The sequence below is a fragment of the Cupriavidus pampae genome (assembly GCF_914271485.1).
Lineage (GTDB): Bacteria > Pseudomonadota > Gammaproteobacteria > Burkholderiales > Burkholderiaceae > Cupriavidus > Cupriavidus pampae.
Window position 1 is genome coordinate 325,995 of sequence record NZ_CAJZAG010000004.1, and the last position, 16,088, is coordinate 342,082.

Consider the following 16,088-nt stretch of genomic DNA (forward strand, 5'->3'; position numbering starts at 1 on the left):
CGGCAGCGCCCTCGATAAAAACATACAGGAGACACTCCATGCCCCGAATTACCCAGCGCCTGCTGCAGGCGTTTGCGATTGCCGTCGCGGCAACTTCCGTCGCGGCGCACGCCGCCGATGAATATCCGACCAAGCCTGTGCGCATGATCGTGGCCTTCACCGCCGGCGGTACCACCGACATGCTCGCGCGTAGCGTCAGCCAGCACCTGTCGCAGAAGCTCAAGCAGTCGTTCGTGATCGACAACCGCCCCGGTGCGGGCGGCAATATCGGCACCGAGTTCGTGGTACGTTCGCCCGCCGACGGCTACACGCTGCTGGTCGATTCGGTCGGCCCGATCGCCATCAACCAGACGCTGTACAAGCGGCTGAACTATGACCCGCTCAAGGATCTGGTGCCGGTGGTGCAGATCGCCGATGTACCGAACGTGCTGGTTGTGCATCCGTCGTTGCCGGTGAAGAACTTCGAGGAGTTCGTGGCCTACGCCAAGGCCAACCCGGGCAAGCTCAACTACAGTTCCACCGGCGTCGGCACATCGTCGCACCTGTCGGGCTTTATGCTGACCGAGCGCATCGGCGCGCAGGCCACGCATATCCCGTACAAGGGCGCGGATGCGCTCAACGATCTGCTTACGGGCCGCGTGCAATTCATGTTCGCGACGATTCCGTCGGTAATGGCGCATATCCAGGCTGGCAAGCTGCGCGCGATCGCGGTCAGCAGCGGCAAGCGCTCGCGCTCGATGCCCGATGTGCCGACCGTGGCCGAGAAGGGCTTCCCCGGTTTCGAGGCCGGCTCATGGTTTGGTATCTTCGCTCCCAAGGGCACGCCGCAGGCGGTGATCACCAAGGTCAATCAGGCCGTCAACGAAGCGCTGCCTTCGCTGCAGGCGCAGATGATCCGTGAAGGCGCCGATCCGGTGGGCGGCTCTGCCGAGCAGTTCGGCAAGTTCACGCAGAAGGAATACGTGAAGTGGAAGGACGTGGTGCGCGCGTCGGGCGCGTCCGTCGATTAAGTCGATTGAGGAAAGGAACAGAGCATGTCTGATGCCGCGCCGCTGCGGATTCTGATGTCCGAGGCCGCGCACGGCCAGTATGCCGCGGCCATCGATGCCGCGCTGGCCGGCCGCGCATGGGTGCCGGTGCTGGCGCCGGCGGTGGATGATCGCACCGTGGTCGATGCCGATGTGGCCTTCGTCTCGCGCGATGTCACCGGGCTGTCAACCAAGCACGAGATCAAGCCGGTCACTGGCCGCTTCTATACCGCGATGCTCGAAGCGCCTTCGCTGCGCTGGACTCATGTGCATTCGGCAGGGGCAGACCGTGCGGTGTTCGTGCAATTGCGCGAGCGCGGCGTGACGCTCACCACGTCATCGGGCGCCAATGCCGGCGTGGTCGCGCAGACCGCGTTGGCTGGATTGCTGGCGCTGGCGCGGCATCTGCCGTTGCTGTACGACGCCCAGCGCGAACGCCGCTGGGCGCCGCTGATGCGCTCGGGCATGCCGCGCGATCTGCAGGGGCAGACCGCAACCATCGTTGGATGGGGGCCGATCGGCCAGCAGATCGGCGCGGTGCTGCAACTGTTCGGCATGAAGCTGATCGTGGTGCGTCAGCGCGCCACCTCGGCGGGCCCCGGCTGCGAGACCGTGACGTTCGCGGATTTCGGCAAGGTGCTGCCACGCACCGATTGGCTGATCCTGGCGTGCCCGCTGACGCCCGACACGCGCGGGCTGGTCGATGCCGCGGCGTTACAAGGCCTGGCCGACGGCGCGCGGCTCGTCAACGTGTCGCGCGGCGAAGTGGTCGATGAACCCGCGCTGATCGACGCGCTGCAGTCGGGCCGTCTTGCCGGCGCCTATCTGGACGTTTTCGCGCACGAGCCGCTGCCTGAAACGTCGCCGCTGTGGACGCTGCCGAGCGTCATCGCCACACCCCACAGCGCGGGCTTCTCCGATGGCAATGCCGCACGTGTGGTCGATATTTTCCTCGACAACCTGCGCAACTGGAGCCGTGGGGAGGCGATGCGTAATGTCGTGAACTGAGCGGCAAATTAGCGCTGCGGAAATTTCCTACACAAGACGAAGACGCAGCCTACAGCTCCTGCGGAAATTTCCTCAAGTCAGACGCTGCGCGTGTTGGCATGATCGAAGCCACTACCAACCGATCTTGCTCATCACGTGTCCACCGAACCCCGTCACCTCCGCCAGCCCGCCACCAACTTCGCTTCCTCCGCCACCCAGCCGCCGCGCATCGTGGTGGCGGAGGATCATCCCGTCTGCTCGCTAGTCCTGCAGCACCATCTCGCCGCGCTCGGTCAATTCGACCTCGTGACCTGCGCGTCCGGTGTGGAAGCGTGGCGCGCCTGGCGGCATGCGCCGACCTCGCTGGTGATTACCGATCTCGATCTGCCGGGCATGGATGGCATCACGCTCGCGCGCACCATCCGCGCGTTCGAAGGCGCTCTGGACCGCCGCACCGCGATCGTCGCGCTCACGGCGTCGTGCACGCCCACGCAGCGTGTGCATTGCGTGGATGCCGGCTTCGACGAATTGCATGTCAAGCCACTCGAATTCGACACGCTCGCGGGCATGATCAAGCTTTATCTCACCTGACGACGTCGCCGGCTCAGCCCTTCCACGCCGATTGGCGGATCACGCTGCAGAAGTTGCCGCGATGGAAATGCGGCTCCTTGTCCGCGATGACGTCGGCCTTGACGTTGCCGAACGTGGTATCGGGCTTGTGCTTGATGCCGTTGTAGAAGGCCTGGATGATGTCTTCCTTGAAGTGCTCGGTGCGCGGGTATTGGTGCACCACGGTCTCGCGATCGTGGTCACCGAACTGATCGTAGCGAATGCCGAGCACGTCCATCTCCACGCCCGTGGTGAGCAACGCCACCACCGGGTGCATGAACTCGGGAACACCGGGCGTGGTATGCAGCGCGATCGCCGTCCACACCGTGTCGACGTCGTGCTGGTCGATACCGCGGCTACGCAGGAACGCCGCCGCGACATTGGCGCCGTCGACCTCAAAGCGCTTGTCCGCACTACTGTGCTGCTCGGTCAGGCCCATATCGTGGAACATCGCGCCCGCATAAAGCAGTTCGGCATCGTATTGCAGGCCCATGCGCTTGCCCGTGAGCGCGGCCCAGTAGTACACGCGGCTCGAATGATTGAACAGCAGCGTGGACTCGGTGTCGCGTACCAGCTCGGTAATCTCGCGTGCGAGCTTGCTGTCGGGGATGGCGATGCCGCTGACTGAGAATTGCATGGCTGACTCCTTGGTGCGTCATGTGTGTTGGGGGTTGAGTCGAGTGTAGGAGTCCGGGTAAGATGGCTGCAATCGTCGTGATACGACTGATTGGGACATACGCGTCAGGGGCGGACCGAGGCCCCAGCGACGCTCGCCGGGAGTTGTCATGTCATCACGCACCATCGCCATCGTCGCCACGCAGGGGGTGCAGTTACTCGACGTATCGGGGCCGCTCGACGTCTTTGCGGAGGCCAACACGCAGTCCGGCACCGACGCCTATCGACTGCAGGTGATCGGCGTCCGGCGCGGGCCGATCGAGGCGTCTTCGCGGGTACGACTGCTCCCGGACCTGGTAATCGAGGACGACCCGCAGGCACGCCGCCTGCCGCGCGTCCACACGATGCTCGTTGCCGGCGCGCCGCATATCGCGGAAGCGCCCCCCGATGCCATGCTCGACGGCTGGCTCCGCAATGTGGTGCCGTCGGTGCGGCGCTATGGCTCCGTCTGCAGCGGCGCATTCATACTGGCAGGCGCAGGGCTACTGGACGGCAAACGACTGACAACGCATTGGGCAGTCGCGGACGAGCTCGCGCGTCGATATCCCGAGGTGACCATCGACGTCGATGCGATTCATGTGCGCGACGGCAAGTTACGTACGGCCGCTGGCGTGACCGCGGGGCTCGATCTCGCGCTGGCGCTGGTGGAAGAGGATCTCGGCCGCGAGGTGGCGATGCGCGTGGCGAGCCAGCTCGTGATGTATTTCAAGCGGCCGGGCGGGCAGGCGCAGTTCAGCCGGCGCGCGGCACCGGCCGCGGAGAATCGCTCGGCCTTGCAGGAATTACAACGTTGGGTCGCGGCGCATCCGGCGGAGCGGCACGATGTGCCCGCACTGGCTGAACGCATCGGTGTGAGCGCTCGTCATCTGACGCGTTTGTTTCGCGAGGAGATTGGCATCACGCCAGCCAGTTGGGTCGAGGCCGCACGCGTGGCCGCGGCGCGACAGCTGCTGGAGCAGGGCGACCTCGCGCCAAAGCAGGTGGCGGCCGAATGTGGATTCTCGAGTGTCGACACGCTGCGACGCGCGTTTCTGCGTGTGGTGGGCGTGACGCCTGCCGACTATCGCAAGCGGCACGCGCTCGCTGAGTCGTGAGCGCGTGGGGATCGATGCAGGGATAGACGGTTCAGGAGGGCGAGAGGGGGACTTCGGTCAGGCCGCGTCGCTGGCGTTGCTCGCGTTGCTGGCGGTCGTTGCGCCGCCGGTGTTCGATTCGTTCGACCCATTGGCGGCCGCGGCGCTCGCGCTGGCCTCACGGCGGCGATAGGCTGCCACCTTGTGACGATTGCCACAGAGCGCCATGCTGCACCAGCGGCGGCGATGCGCGCGTGTGCGGTCGTAGAACCACATCGAGCAGGTCTCGCTTTCGCATTTGCGGATCAGCGAGAAGTCGCCGTGCGCGAGCAACTCTGCCGCGGCAAGCGTTAGCGGCACCAGGCATTGCATTGGCGTATCGGTCGGATAGACACGAGCAAGCCGGATCTTGCCATCGTCCGCAGGCGCGAGCGACGTGCGGCACGCGTCGGCGGCGAGGTATTCATTGAGCAATGTCACGTCGACAGTGCCGCCTGCCTTGCGCAGGCTCACGGCCTGACGCAGCGACTCGCGTAGCGAGGTCGCGGCGGCAAGCATGCCCTTGGGCCGCTCAGCGGGTAACTCGCCATTGGGCAGCAACGCAACGCGCTCGAGCCATCGCCACACATCGTCATCGGTCTGCCAGCGGTCGACTGGTGCGTCGAACGCGCGCTCGAGCGTGTTCAACAGATCCAGCGCGGGATGATCGGCCAGCAGGCGGGGCGCATCGGAGGAAGAAGACGAAGCGGGGGCGTGGGAGGCGGGGGACATCGGCGGAACTCCTGCAGATACACGTGAACAGCGTTTGACTGTAATGCAAAACGCTTGCGCCGGCAGGTGCTTTCCACAAAAACCGTGCGGTTACTGTCCGCGTTGTGCCGTCTCCGGTGCCATCGAGGGTGACGATGGTTGTGTGTCATCGCTGAGCCAACCGCCGCCCAACGCCTTCACGAGTCCAACGTTGGCGGTCCATGCGCGCCGCCGCACGGCCTCGAGTGCGCGCGCGTCGGCGAGCGCGTTGGTCTGCAGCACGCTGACCTCGAGATACGACACCGCGCCCTTGCGATAGCGATCGAGCCCGGCGTGCAGTGCAAGCGCGGACGCCGCGGCCGCGCTGCGTTCGCTCGCCTCCGCATCGTGGAGGGCCTGCACCGAGGCGTAGCCGTCTTCGACGTCCTGGATGGCGTGCAGTACGGCCTGGCGATAGTCGGCGGCGCTCGCATCGAAGCGCGCGTGCGCGCTGTCTTCGCCGGCTTGCCGGCGTCCGCCGTCGAACAGTGTGCCGGCCAGCGCGGGTCCCACGGCCCAGAAGCGGCTCGGTGCACTGAGCCACCCAGCGAGCCCCGAGCTTTCGAAGCCGAGGCCGAGATTCAGCATCAGATCGGGGAAGAACGCCGCGCGTGCCACGCCAATGTCCGCGTTGGCGGCGGCCACGCGCCGTTCCGCGGCCGCGATATCGGGGCGCCGTTCGAGCAGCTGCGACGGAACCGCGCGCGGCGCCGCGGGCATGCGCGCACCGGCCTCGAGTGGGATGTCGGCGAGTCCCGCCGCCGCATCGTAGCCGTTGCAATTTTTACCATCGCAGCCAGCGGTGCTGCCGGTCTGCGTGTCAGTTGTACCCACGCGTGCCGGCACGGTGAACGTACTCGCGGGCTTGCCGAGCAGGGTCGCCAGCGCATGCTCGAGCCGCGTGCGCGACAGTTGCAGCTCCGCCAGTTGCGCGCGCGTGGTGTCGAGCTGTGCCTGCGCCTGTGCCACTTCACCCTCGATGGCGATGCCATTGCGATAGCGGTTGGTGACAAGGTCGAGCACCGCCTGATAGGCGTCGACGGTACGTGTGAGCAGCTCAGCCTCTCGATCGAGCGAGCGAATGGCGAGGTAGTCGATGGCCACATCGGCCTGCACGCCGAGCCGTACCGCCGCCACGTCGTCGGCACTGGCATCGACGCGGGCCTGCGCGGCATCCACCTCGTTGTGAATACGGCCAAAAAGATCTGGCTCCCACGAGGCGGCGATGCCGAGCGCGTGGTCGGGCACCGTGTGTCCCGCGAGCGAGTGGCCGCGCGCGTTGGCGGACAGATGATTGCTGGTCACGCTCGCACCGGCGCCGATGGTCGGGTAGTACTGCGAGCGCGCGGCGCTCACCTGCGTGCGCGCGTCCTGCAGCAGCGCGACTGCCTTGAGCACGGTCTGGCTCGACACGTCGACGCCTGCTTCCAGCGCGTCGAGGTCGGCGTCGCCATAGGCGCGCCACCAGTCGGGTGCGATATTCGATGGGCCGCCCGGGTGCGCGGGCGTGGCACCGGCTGCGGCATAGCTGTCGTGGGCGCCCGCATACGTCTGGCGATAGGCCATTGGCAGGTCGATGGCGGGGCGCTGGTAGACCGGTGCGGTCGAGCACCCGGCGATCATGGTGGCCAGTGCGGCCGCCAGCAGCGGCGCGAGTCGCGCGGCAACATGCAGTGTGCGTGCTGGCATCTCAGCCTCCTCGCGCGCCATCGGCGGCCACGCGTACGGCGGTGCCATTGACCACCGCATCTCCGGGGTTGAGCACCACGCGCTCGTCGCCCTTCAGGCCGCTGCGAATTTCGATATGCGAGCCGAAGTCGCGGCCGAGCGAGACCGGCAGCAGACGCAGCGTCGACGCGGCATCGACCACCGCGACGAACGTGCCGCGTGGCAGGAATACCAGCGTGCTCGCTGGCAGGTCGAAGCCGGGTTGTGCCGCATGCAGCGACAGATGGGCCTCGGCATAGGCGCCGGGCAGGATGCTGCCGTGCTGCCCATCGGCATCGAGTTCCACGCGTAGCGTGCGCGTGACCGGGTCGATCGCGTCCGCGTTGCGGGCGACCGTGGCGGGAAACTTCTGGCCGGGCCATTGCGGCAAGGTGAGCCATGCCTCGGTCTTCCCATCGAGCAACGCGCTGTCGCCCTGCGGCACCTGGACATAGATCCGCAGCCGGTCGCCCTGCGACAGATGGAACAGCTCGCCGCCATGGCCCTGACCCTGCGTCAGGTTCTGGCTCGTACTCGAGCTCGTGTTGTTGCTGCTGCCGGCATCGACCAGCGCGCCGATGTCGACGTTGCGCGCCGTGATCACGCCATCGAACGGCGCACGCACATGCGTGTAGTCGATCAACTGCGCGAGCCGCGCGCTGTTGGCGTGCGCGGCGGCAAGCAGTGCCTGCGCGGCTTCCATCTCGGCGGTCTTCTGGTCCGCATCCTGCTGCGCGACCGAGTGCGCGGCAAGCATGTCCTGCCAGCGCGTGGCGGTCTGCCGCGCGATCGCATAATTGGCCGCGGCGGTCGCCTCGTCGGCGCGTGCCTGACGCAACTGGTCCGTGATCTCGGGCGCATCGATGTCCGCCAGCAGCTGTCCCGCCTTGACGGGCGTGCCGATGTCCACGTACCAGCGCCGCAGATAGCCGCTGATGCGCGCGCGCACGGCGGCGTCCTCGTACGCCTGGACGTTGCCGGGCAGCGTGAGGTCGGTGGTGGCGGGCGCCTTGCGGGGTGTGACGACTGCGACGACTGGCGCGGCATTGAGCGCGGTGCGCGCGTCAAGCACGGTCTTCTCGCGCAGGCGCGGCACGATACCGACGGCGAGCGCTACGCCGATCAGCGCGAGGATGGCGACGGCACCGACCGCGAACGCGGCTCGGTGGCTGCGTCGCGCGGGCGCCGCCGGTTGAGTTGGCGTCGCGTTGGACGTGTCGTGGATGGGCGCGTTCATGCGAGACCTTTCTGAGGAGCAACAGGGAGGGATGCAGCAGGGGACGAGTTACCGCCGGCCCGCACGCCATGCAGCAGCGCGAACAGTACGGGGACCAGCACCAGCGTGGCCACGGTGCCGAAGGCCAGCCCGCCGATGACGGCGCGGCCGAGCGGCGCGTTCTGGGCGCCGGCACCGCCGGAACCGAGCGCCATCGGGATCATGCCGAACAGCATCGCGAGCGCGGTCATCACCACCGGCCGGAAGCGCGCGATACCGGCCTGCAACGCGGCCTGCAGCGGCGCGGTGCCTTCGGTCAGCAGTTCGCGCGCGCGGCTCACCACGAGAATGCTGTTGGCGGTGGCAATGCCGATACACATGATCGCGCCCGTCAGCGCGGGCACGCTGATGGTGGTGCCGGTCACGAACAGCATCCAGGCCATGCCGGACATCGCCACGGGCAGACCGCCGACAATCGCGACCGGATCGCGCCAGGACTGGAAGTTGACGACCATCAGCAAGTAGACCAGCACGATCGCCCCTGCCAGGCCGGTGAGCAGCCCAATGAACGACTGCTGCATGGTGCTGACCTGCCCGCGTACCACGATGGTCGAGCCGGGCGGCAGATCCTTGCGGATCTGGTTGACCATGCCATCGATCTCGCGCGCGACGGAGCCGAGATCGCGCCCGCGCACCGCGCCAAAGATATCGAGCACTGGCTGCACGTTGTAGTGCGAGACCACGCCCTGTTCGTTGGTGCGCGAGATGTTGCCGAACAGGCCGATCTCGGCGGCACCGCCATTCGCACCCGTATTCGGGCCGAGGTTGACGGGAATATTGCCCAGCGTCTGCAGCGAGCCCATGGCGGCTTGCGGCACCGACACCACCAGCGGATAGCTGACGCCGTTGGCGGGATTGAGCCAGAAGTTCGGCGTGGTCTGACTGCTGCCGGACAGCGCGATCAGCAGGTTCTGCGCGACTTCCCGTTGCGTCAGGCCGGCCTGCGAGGCGCGCGTGCGATCGACGTCGACGGTCAGCGCGGGCTGGTCTGCTGGCTGCTGGATATGCACGTCGGCCAGGCCCGGCACGCGCGTCATCATCGTCGCGAGCCGCTCGGCAATCACGCGATTGGCGTCCAGGTTGTTGCCGACGATCTGTACATCGATTGGCGAGGGCAGGCCGAAGTTGAGGATCTGGCTCACGATATCGGCGGGCAGGAACGAGAAGCTCACGCCCGGAAACGCCTTGGGCAACGCCGCGGCCAGCCGCTCCACATCGGGCGCGGTGGCGCCGCTGCCGGGCTTCATCGTGACGAGAATCTCGGCATCGCCGGTGCCGATCGGCAGCGTCGAGTCGTAGGTCAGGTTGATGCCGCTGACCGGCAGGCCGATGTTGTCGACGATGCCGGCGACGCGCGTGGGGCCCACCACGCCGCGGATCTTGGTTTCGACGAGATCGGCGATGCGCGCGGTTTCCTCGATGCGCGTGCCGGTGCGTGCGCGCATGTGGATGCGGATCTCGCCGCTGTCAACCGCTGGGAAGAAGTCCTGCCCGAGCCACGGCACCAGCGTGAGTGACGCCGCGCACGCGAGCGCGAATCCGATGACCGCGCGACGGGGAGCGGAAAGAACAAGAGTCAAAACGGCCGTGTAGCGCGCGCGCACCGCCTCGAAGCCGCGCTCGAAGCGCTGATGCCACCCCGATGGCGCCCGGTTGCCCTCGCCCCGCAGGATGTAGTGGGCGAGGGTGGGCAGCAGCGTGCGCGAGAGGAAGTAGGACGCCATCATCGCGAACACCACCGACTCCGCCAGCGGCACGAACAGGTAGCGTGCCACGCCGCTGAGCAGGAACATCGGCAGGAACACGATGCAGATGCACAGCGTCGAGACCAGCGTCGGCAGCGCGATCTGCGCGGAACCGTCGAGGATGGCCTGCTCGAGCGGCTTGCCCATCTCGCGATGATGCGTGATGTTCTCGATGGCCACGGTGGCATCGTCCACCAGCACGCCCACCGCCAGCGCGAGGCCGCCAAGCGTCATGATGTTCAGTGTCTGGCCAAGCGCGGAGAGCGCGATCAACGCGGCCAGCACCGACAGCGGGATGGTGATGCCGATGATCAGCGTCGAGCGCCAGCTACCGAGGAACAGCAGGATCATGGTCGCGGTGAGGCAGGCCGCGATCAGCGCTTCGTGCAACACGCCATCGATCGCGGCGAGGACGAAGACCGACTGGTCCGCGATCGGCTGCACCTCGAGCGCCTTCGGCAGTCCCGCAGTGATACGCGGCAACAGCGTCTTGATATTGGCGATGATCGATAGCGTGGAGGTATTGCCGCTCTTCTCGACCTCGAGCAGCGCGGCGCGGTGGCCATCGCGCCGCACGATATTGGTCTGCGGCGCGTAGCCGTCCCGCACGTGCGCGACGTCGCGCACATAGATCGTGCCATCGGGCCCGGACTTGATCGGCAGGTCGTTCAGCGCATCGACGGTGGCGGTGCTGCCGTTGAGATCGACGCGATATTCGAGCGCGCCGATCTTCGCGGTGCCGCCCGGCAGGATCAGACTCTGTGCGTTGATGGCGTTGACCACATCGAGCGGCGCCAGCCCGCGCGCCTGCAGCGCCGGGTTGTTGATGTCCACCATGATCTGGCGCACCTTGCCGCCATAGGGCAGCGGGATCGCCGCGCCCTGCACCGTGGATAGCTGCGTGCGAATGAAGTTGTTGCCGAGGTCGTACAGGGTCTGCTCGGGCAACGTCTTGCTGCCGAGCGCGAGCCGCAGGATCGGCACGGTGGACGCGCTATAGCTGAGCACCAGCGGCGGCGTGGTGCCCGGTGGCAGCAGCCGCAGGATGGATTGCGCGCCCGACGAGGCCTGCGCGATCGCGCGTGTCACGTCCGCGCCCGGGTGGAAGAACACCTTGACCACCGCCACGCCGGCCACCGTCTGCGACTCGATATGCTCGATATCGTCCACATCGGTTGTGAGTGAGCGCTCGTAGACCGTGACGATGCGCCGCGACATGTCTTCCGCGGACAGCCCGTTGTAGTTCCACACGATGCTGACCACCGGGATGTCGATGGCGGGCAGGATATCGGTCGGCGTGCGCAGCAGTGCCAGCGGCCCGGCGATCAGCAGGCAGATGGCGAGCACTACGAAGGTATAAGGCCGCGCCAGGGCGAGCCGGACGATCCACATGCGGGGGACTCCGAACGGTGAGTTACGTACCTCTCTGGTGGGAGAGGGTCTTGACGGGGGGCGAGCCTCGGAGGGGAGGCCCGGAAGCGAGTCTAGTGACCGGCCCCCTCGCCGTTCGGGAACAAAACCATTACAGTTCTGTCATGCACTTTGGGGTGCACGACCCCTATCATCGAGTCAACCTGAACAGCGGGCCGGCGAACCGGCCAGTACCAAGCAACGAAGGCGGATGCGCGATGAGAATCCTGGTGGTGGAAGACGAACCGAAGACGGCGGAGTACCTGCGCAAGGGACTGACCGAGTCCGCGTTCGTGGTGGATCTGGCCGTGACCGGCCGCGATGGGCTGCACCAGGCAGTCGAGACCGACTATGACCTCGTCATCCTGGATGTGATGCTGCCCGGCATGAATGGTTGGGACGTGCTCAAAAATCTCCGCGAGAGCAAGGACACGCCGGTGCTGTTCCTGACCGCGCGGGACGATGTGGACGACCGCGTGCGCGGCCTCGAGCTCGGCGGCGATGATTACCTGGCCAAGCCATTCGCGTTCGTCGAACTGCTGGCCCGCGTGCGTACGCTGTTGCGCCGCGGTCCGGTGCGCGAGTCCGAGCGCATCGAGATCGAGGATCTCGAGATCGACCTGATTCGCCATCGCGTGCTGCGCGCCGGCCAGCGCATCGATCTGACACCGCGCGAATTCGCGCTGCTGCATTTCCTCGCGCGCCGTCACGGCGAGGTGCTCAGCCGCACGCAGATCGCCTCCCATGTGTGGGACATGAACTTCGACAGTGATACCAACGTGGTGGACGTCGCCATCCGCCGCCTGCGCGCGAAGATGGACGATCAGTTCGCGCCCAAGCTGATCCACAGCGTGCGCGGCATCGGCTACGTGCTCGAAAGTCGCCGATCGTGAGGCGCGGACATTCGCTGACGCTACGCCTCGCGCTGGTGTTCTCGCTCGTGGGCGGCGTGGCCTTTGCCTGCGTGGGGGCGTATCTCTATCGTGCGCTGGCCACGCAGATCATCGATCGTGACGACGCCGAACTGATGCGCAAGGCCGTGCGGGTGCGCGCCGAACTGGCGATTCACCATACTTCACCGGTCGATCGCTGGCGCGAGGTCAGCGGCGTGATGTCCGGCAACGACGAGTTCGGGCTCGATATCCGCGACAGCGAAGGCGTGCTGATGGTCGAGGCCAATCCCGACGGCAGCCAGTTTCCCGAGATGACGCCGGTGCCGCTCGGCACGCCCGTTACGCGCGACGCGATCTATCTCTGGCGCAGCATGCACGACTATCCGGTGCGAGGGCTGGCGCTGAATGCGGCGGTGGCCGACCAGGGGCCCACGGTGCGCGTGACGGTCTATCAGGTGGCGCGCTCGCGTGTGCAATTGATGCGCGCGTACCGGTGGAAGCTGCTGGCTGCGGCCGGGATCGGCGCGCTGGCGGTGGGGTTGCTCGGCTTTGTCGCGCTGCGCGCGGGCATGGCGCCGCTACGCCGCATGGCGGCAGGCACCGAGTCGGTCACGTTCTCGAGCGTAGCGTTGCCGATCGACCCGGCACAACTGCCACGCGAACTCGAGGAACTGGCGATCGCGCTGCAGCAGATGATCGTGCGGCTGCAGGAAGCGTATGACCGGTTGTCGCGCTTCTCGTCGGATCTGGCGCACGACTTCCGCACGCCGATTGGCAACCTGCTCGGACAGACACAGGTGGCGCTGTCGAGCGAGCGCACCGTCGAGGAATACGAGGCGCTACTGGCGTCGAATGTGGAGGAGTACGAGCGGCTGTCGCGCATGATCGAGAACATGCTGTTCCTCGCGCGGGCCGACAATGCGCGCGTGGCGCTCACTGAGGTGGAACTCGATCTGGCCGCGGAACTGAGCCGCCAGGCGGACTATTTCGAGCTGCTGGCCGATGCCAAGCAGATCACGTTCAACGTGGATGCGAAGGGGGCGGTTACCGCGGACTCCATGCTGCTGCGCCGCGCGGTAAGCAACCTGATCTCGAATGCGGTCCGTCACACGCCGTCAGGGCAGCGCATCTTCCTGACCGGGACGCAGGATGCGACCACCACGCGCATCGAGGTGGCCAACCCGGGGCCCGGTATTCCGCCGGAGGACCTGCCAAAGATCTTCGACCGCTTTTTCCGCGGCGACCCGGCCCGCTCGAACTCGGGCGAGTCGTCGGGCATCGGGCTGGCGATCGTCAAGACCATTATGGACCTGCACCGCGGCAGCGTGCAGGTGGAGTCGGAACCGAACGGAATGACGCGCTTCCGGTTGATCTTCCCGCGCTGAGTTTCCCGCGTTGAGGTGCGGCGTGGTTTAGAACGACTCCAGCCACGGACGAATATCGAGTTCGTGCGTCCAGGCGTCGCGCGGCTGGTTATGCAGCATCCAGTAGGTATCCGCAATGTGCTCGGGATTGACGATGCCCTCCTGTTCCTTGAGCTTGTAGCGCTCGGGGAAGGTCTCGCGGATAAATTCGGTGTCGATCGCGCCGTCCACGATCAGTTGCGCCACGTGGATACCCTTGGGCCCGAGCTCGCGCGCCATCGATTGCGCCAGCGCACGCAGGCCGTGCTTGGCACCGGCAAAGGCTGCATAGCCCGCGCGGCCGCGCAGGCTCGCGGTGGCACCGGTAAAGAATATCGAGCCGCGAGGATTTGGCGTTCGAGACAACATCACGCGCGCGGATTCTCGCCCCATCAGAAAGCCCGCGAAGCAGGCCATCTCCCACACCTTGTAGTAAACACGCGCGGTGGTATCGACGATATCGAAACGTACGTTCGCGCCGATATTGAACACCGCCACCTCGATTGGCGCGATCTCGGTCTCGATCTTGCGGAACAGCTCGGCCACCTCGTCTTCCTTGCGCGCGTCGGAGCCGAACGCATGGGCGACGCCGCCCTCGGCTTCGATCTGCGCCACCAGCGGGGCGAGCTTATCCGCGCTGCGGCGCGTCACGCAGGCGATATAGCCCTCGCGCGCAAAGCGCCGGGCGATCGCGCCCCCGGTCGCGTCACCCGCGCCAATCACCAGCACCGCTTTCTTGTCAGCCATTGAGGTCTCCGATTTTGGAATAATGAACTGCATATCGGTTCAGTATGGGGTGGAGTTACAGCCTAGTCAACGTGTTATCCGTCACAATTTGGTGTATTGGACTGCTATGCAGTATATTGATTTGCATAGCAGTCCGCAGAGCTGCGACCAATCCAACCAATCCGGAGACCTCGATGACAGCATCCCCCACCGACGTGCGCGCCCGCCGTATCCACGAAGTCATCCTGCCGTGGGTCAAGCGCAACCCGGCAGCCCCCGCGCTGGAAGACCGGCGCGGGCGTCTATCGTACGGCGAGCTGGCGCTGGCCGTCGCGCAGGGCGCTAGCCAGTTGCGCGCGCTGGGCGTGCGCGGTGGTGATCGCGTGCTGCTGGTGGCGGAGAACTGCGTGGCGGTGGGCGTGCTGGTGCTGGCGGCGAGCGCCATCGATGCGTGGGTGGCGGTGGTCAACGCGCGACTGTCGCCGCGCGAGATCGACAACTTCATTGCGCACTCGGGCGCGCGCCGCGTGCTTTATCTGACGGAAGTCTCGGCCGAGGCGCGCGCGCATGCGGCGCGGGTGCACGCCGATGACCAACCGTGGCACGCGCTGGGCCGGATCGGCGTGGGCCCGCTCAACATCGAGGCGGTGGCGGAGCCCGTGCATGACGATCCGCGCGAGCAGGTGGCGGCGCTGATCTATACCTCGGGCACATCGGGCGATCCCAAGGGCGTGATGCTCACGCATGAAAACCTGCTGCACGTGGCCGAGCTGTCGCGGCGCCTGCGCCAGCTGGGTCCGGCCGACCGCTTTTACGGCGTGCTGCCAATGGCCCATATCGTCGGGCTGTCGTCGCAACTGCTCGGCGCGCTGTCGAGCGGTGCCTCGATCGTGTTCGAGGAACGATATCAACCGGACAGCCTGGTGCGCGCGTTGCAGGAAGACGGCGTGACGATCCTGCTCGGCGTGCCCGCCATCTATGCGCGGCTCGTCGATCATTGCCGCCGTCATGCGGTGTCGCTGGTACAGACGCGACTGCGCTTTGCCGGCACCGCGGGCGCGCCGCTGACGCCCGAGCTCAAGGCCAACACCGAGGCCCTGCTGCATCAGCCGCTGCACAACGGCTATGGCCTGACCGAGATGGCGCCGACCGTCGCGCAGACGCTGTTTGATGCCCCGCGCACCGATTGCTCAGTCGGCCAGCCGGTACCCGGCGTCGAGGTGCGCATCGTCGATCCGACCGGCCAGCCGCTGCCACGCGGCGAGGTGGGCGAGCTATGGGTGCGCGGCGCCAGCCTGATGCGTGGCTACTATCGCGCGCCGGAACTCACCGATGCGGTCATCGACGGCGATGGCTGGTTCAATACGGGCGACCTCGCGCGCCAGGACGACGACGATGCCTTGTTTGTGGTCGGGCGGACCAAGGAGCTGATCATTCGGTCGGGCTTCAACGTGTATCCGGTGGAGGTGGAGCAGGCGATCAACTGCCATCCGGCAGTGGTGCAGTCCGCGGTAGTCGGTCGCGACGTGCAGGACAACGAGGAGGTGGTCGCATTCGTGGAACTGGCCGCCAATGCGGCGCTCGGGGTCGGAGAACTGGAAGCCTTTCTGCGCGAAAGGCTGTCGCCATACAAGGTGCCGTCGGAGATTCGCTTCCTCGCGCAGTTGCCGGCCGCCCCCACGGGTAAAATACGCAAACACGAACTCAGGGCGCTGGCCGCGGCGGCACGGCCGGCGCCCGCATTTCCTTCATGACACGCCGCCATGG

At 66.5% G+C, this 16,088-nt stretch carries 13 protein-coding genes; 7 read left to right on the forward strand and 6 right to left on the reverse strand.

Annotated elements, in window-relative coordinates:
- Positions 1 to 38: 38 nt before the first annotated feature.
- From LDO41_RS12280 to LDO41_RS12290, 3 genes are all read left to right on the forward strand, one after another.
- Positions 39 to 1,010, forward strand: a complete 972-nt coding sequence (locus tag LDO41_RS12280) for a Bug family tripartite tricarboxylate transporter substrate binding protein (protein ID WP_223988392.1) — start codon at positions 39 to 41, stop codon at positions 1,008 to 1,010.
- 24 nt (positions 1,011 to 1,034) lie between these two features.
- The gene (locus LDO41_RS12285) at positions 1,035 to 2,036 is read left to right on the forward strand and encodes a D-2-hydroxyacid dehydrogenase (protein ID WP_223988394.1); all 1,002 of its coding nucleotides are present in this window, start codon (positions 1,035 to 1,037) and stop codon (positions 2,034 to 2,036) included.
- Between the two features lie 135 nt (positions 2,037 to 2,171).
- On the forward strand, positions 2,172 to 2,606 hold the full coding sequence (locus LDO41_RS12290) for a response regulator (protein ID WP_223988396.1): 435 nt from the start codon (positions 2,172 to 2,174) through the stop codon (positions 2,604 to 2,606).
- Positions 2,607 to 2,619: 13 nt separating this feature from the next.
- Here the strand turns inward: LDO41_RS12290 and LDO41_RS12295 are convergent, their stop codons facing one another.
- Positions 2,620 to 3,261, reverse strand: coding sequence for an HD domain-containing protein (locus LDO41_RS12295; protein ID WP_223988398.1), 642 nt, complete (start codon positions 3,259 to 3,261; stop codon positions 2,620 to 2,622).
- A gap of 148 nt (positions 3,262 to 3,409) precedes the next feature.
- Here LDO41_RS12295 and LDO41_RS12300 point away from each other — a divergent pair, with 148 nt between their 5' ends.
- Entirely contained in the window at positions 3,410 to 4,393 is a 984-nt protein-coding gene (locus LDO41_RS12300; RefSeq protein ID WP_223988400.1) for a GlxA family transcriptional regulator, read from the forward strand.
- 57 nt (positions 4,394 to 4,450) lie between these two features.
- On the opposite strand, the gene LDO41_RS12305 is transcribed toward LDO41_RS12300, so the two are convergent.
- The 4 genes from LDO41_RS12305 to LDO41_RS12320 all read right to left on the reverse strand — a co-directional run bounded on the left by LDO41_RS12305 (position 4,451) and on the right by LDO41_RS12320 (position 11,281).
- Positions 4,451 to 5,143, reverse strand: coding sequence for a CGNR zinc finger domain-containing protein (locus LDO41_RS12305; protein WP_223988403.1), 693 nt, complete (start codon positions 5,141 to 5,143; stop codon positions 4,451 to 4,453).
- A gap of 90 nt (positions 5,144 to 5,233) precedes the next feature.
- A complete protein-coding gene (locus tag LDO41_RS12310) occupies positions 5,234 to 6,850 on the reverse strand; it encodes a TolC family protein (RefSeq protein ID WP_223988405.1) in 1,617 nt (538 codons plus the stop codon).
- Position 6,851: 1 nt separating this feature from the next.
- Entirely contained in the window at positions 6,852 to 8,105 is a 1,254-nt protein-coding gene (locus LDO41_RS12315) for an efflux RND transporter periplasmic adaptor subunit (protein WP_223988407.1), read from the reverse strand.
- A complete protein-coding gene (locus LDO41_RS12320) occupies positions 8,102 to 11,281 on the reverse strand; it encodes an efflux RND transporter permease subunit (RefSeq protein WP_223988409.1) in 3,180 nt (1,059 codons plus the stop codon). The genes LDO41_RS12315 and LDO41_RS12320 overlap by 4 nt, the downstream gene beginning before the upstream one ends.
- Before the next feature lie 236 nt (positions 11,282 to 11,517).
- Here LDO41_RS12320 and LDO41_RS12325 point away from each other — a divergent pair, with 236 nt between their 5' ends.
- Both LDO41_RS12325 and LDO41_RS12330 read left to right on the forward strand, forming a co-directional pair.
- On the forward strand, positions 11,518 to 12,192 hold the full coding sequence (locus tag LDO41_RS12325) for a heavy metal response regulator transcription factor (RefSeq protein WP_223988411.1): 675 nt from the start codon (positions 11,518 to 11,520) through the stop codon (positions 12,190 to 12,192).
- A complete protein-coding gene (locus LDO41_RS12330) occupies positions 12,189 to 13,577 on the forward strand; it encodes a heavy metal sensor histidine kinase (RefSeq protein ID WP_223988413.1) in 1,389 nt (462 codons plus the stop codon). Before LDO41_RS12325 ends, LDO41_RS12330 begins: the two co-directional genes overlap by 4 nt.
- 27 nt (positions 13,578 to 13,604) lie before the next feature.
- Here LDO41_RS12330 and LDO41_RS12335 read toward each other — a convergent pair whose 3' ends face one another.
- Positions 13,605 to 14,342 carry an SDR family oxidoreductase gene (locus LDO41_RS12335; protein WP_223988415.1) on the reverse strand — a complete coding sequence of 246 codons (738 nt, stop codon included), beginning with the start codon at positions 14,340 to 14,342 and terminating at the stop codon, positions 13,605 to 13,607.
- Between the two features lie 173 nt (positions 14,343 to 14,515).
- Here LDO41_RS12335 and LDO41_RS12340 point away from each other — a divergent pair, with 173 nt between their 5' ends.
- On the forward strand, positions 14,516 to 16,075 hold the full coding sequence (locus LDO41_RS12340; protein ID WP_223988417.1) for a class I adenylate-forming enzyme family protein: 1,560 nt from the start codon (positions 14,516 to 14,518) through the stop codon (positions 16,073 to 16,075).
- Positions 16,076 to 16,088 lie beyond the last annotated feature (13 nt).

Bases quoted from the DNA above. Each gene is read 5' to 3' on its own strand.
- LDO41_RS12280 (WP_223988392.1), top strand. From the start codon at position 39: ATGCCCCGAATTACCCAGCGCCTGCTGCAGGCGTTTGCGATTGCCGTC.
- LDO41_RS12285 (WP_223988394.1), top strand. From the start codon at position 1,035: ATGTCTGATGCCGCGCCGCTGCGGATTCTGATGTCCGAGGCCGCGCAC.
- LDO41_RS12295 (WP_223988398.1), bottom strand. From the start codon at position 3,261: ATGCAATTCTCAGTCAGCGGCATCGCCATCCCCGACAGCAAGCTCGCA.
- LDO41_RS12300 (WP_223988400.1), top strand. From the start codon at position 3,410: ATGTCATCACGCACCATCGCCATCGTCGCCACGCAGGGGGTGCAGTTA.
- LDO41_RS12305 (WP_223988403.1), bottom strand. From the start codon at position 5,143: ATGTCCCCCGCCTCCCACGCCCCCGCTTCGTCTTCTTCCTCCGATGCG.
- LDO41_RS12310 (WP_223988405.1), bottom strand. From the start codon at position 6,850: ATGCCAGCACGCACACTGCATGTTGCCGCGCGACTCGCGCCGCTGCTG.
- LDO41_RS12315 (WP_223988407.1), bottom strand. From the start codon at position 8,105: ATGAACGCGCCCATCCACGACACGTCCAACGCGACGCCAACTCAACCG.
- LDO41_RS12320 (WP_223988409.1), bottom strand. From the start codon at position 11,281: ATGTGGATCGTCCGGCTCGCCCTGGCGCGGCCTTATACCTTCGTAGTG.
- LDO41_RS12325 (WP_223988411.1), top strand. From the start codon at position 11,518: ATGAGAATCCTGGTGGTGGAAGACGAACCGAAGACGGCGGAGTACCTG.
- LDO41_RS12335 (WP_223988415.1), bottom strand. From the start codon at position 14,342: ATGGCTGACAAGAAAGCGGTGCTGGTGATTGGCGCGGGTGACGCGACC.
- LDO41_RS12340 (WP_223988417.1), top strand. From the start codon at position 14,516: ATGACAGCATCCCCCACCGACGTGCGCGCCCGCCGTATCCACGAAGTC.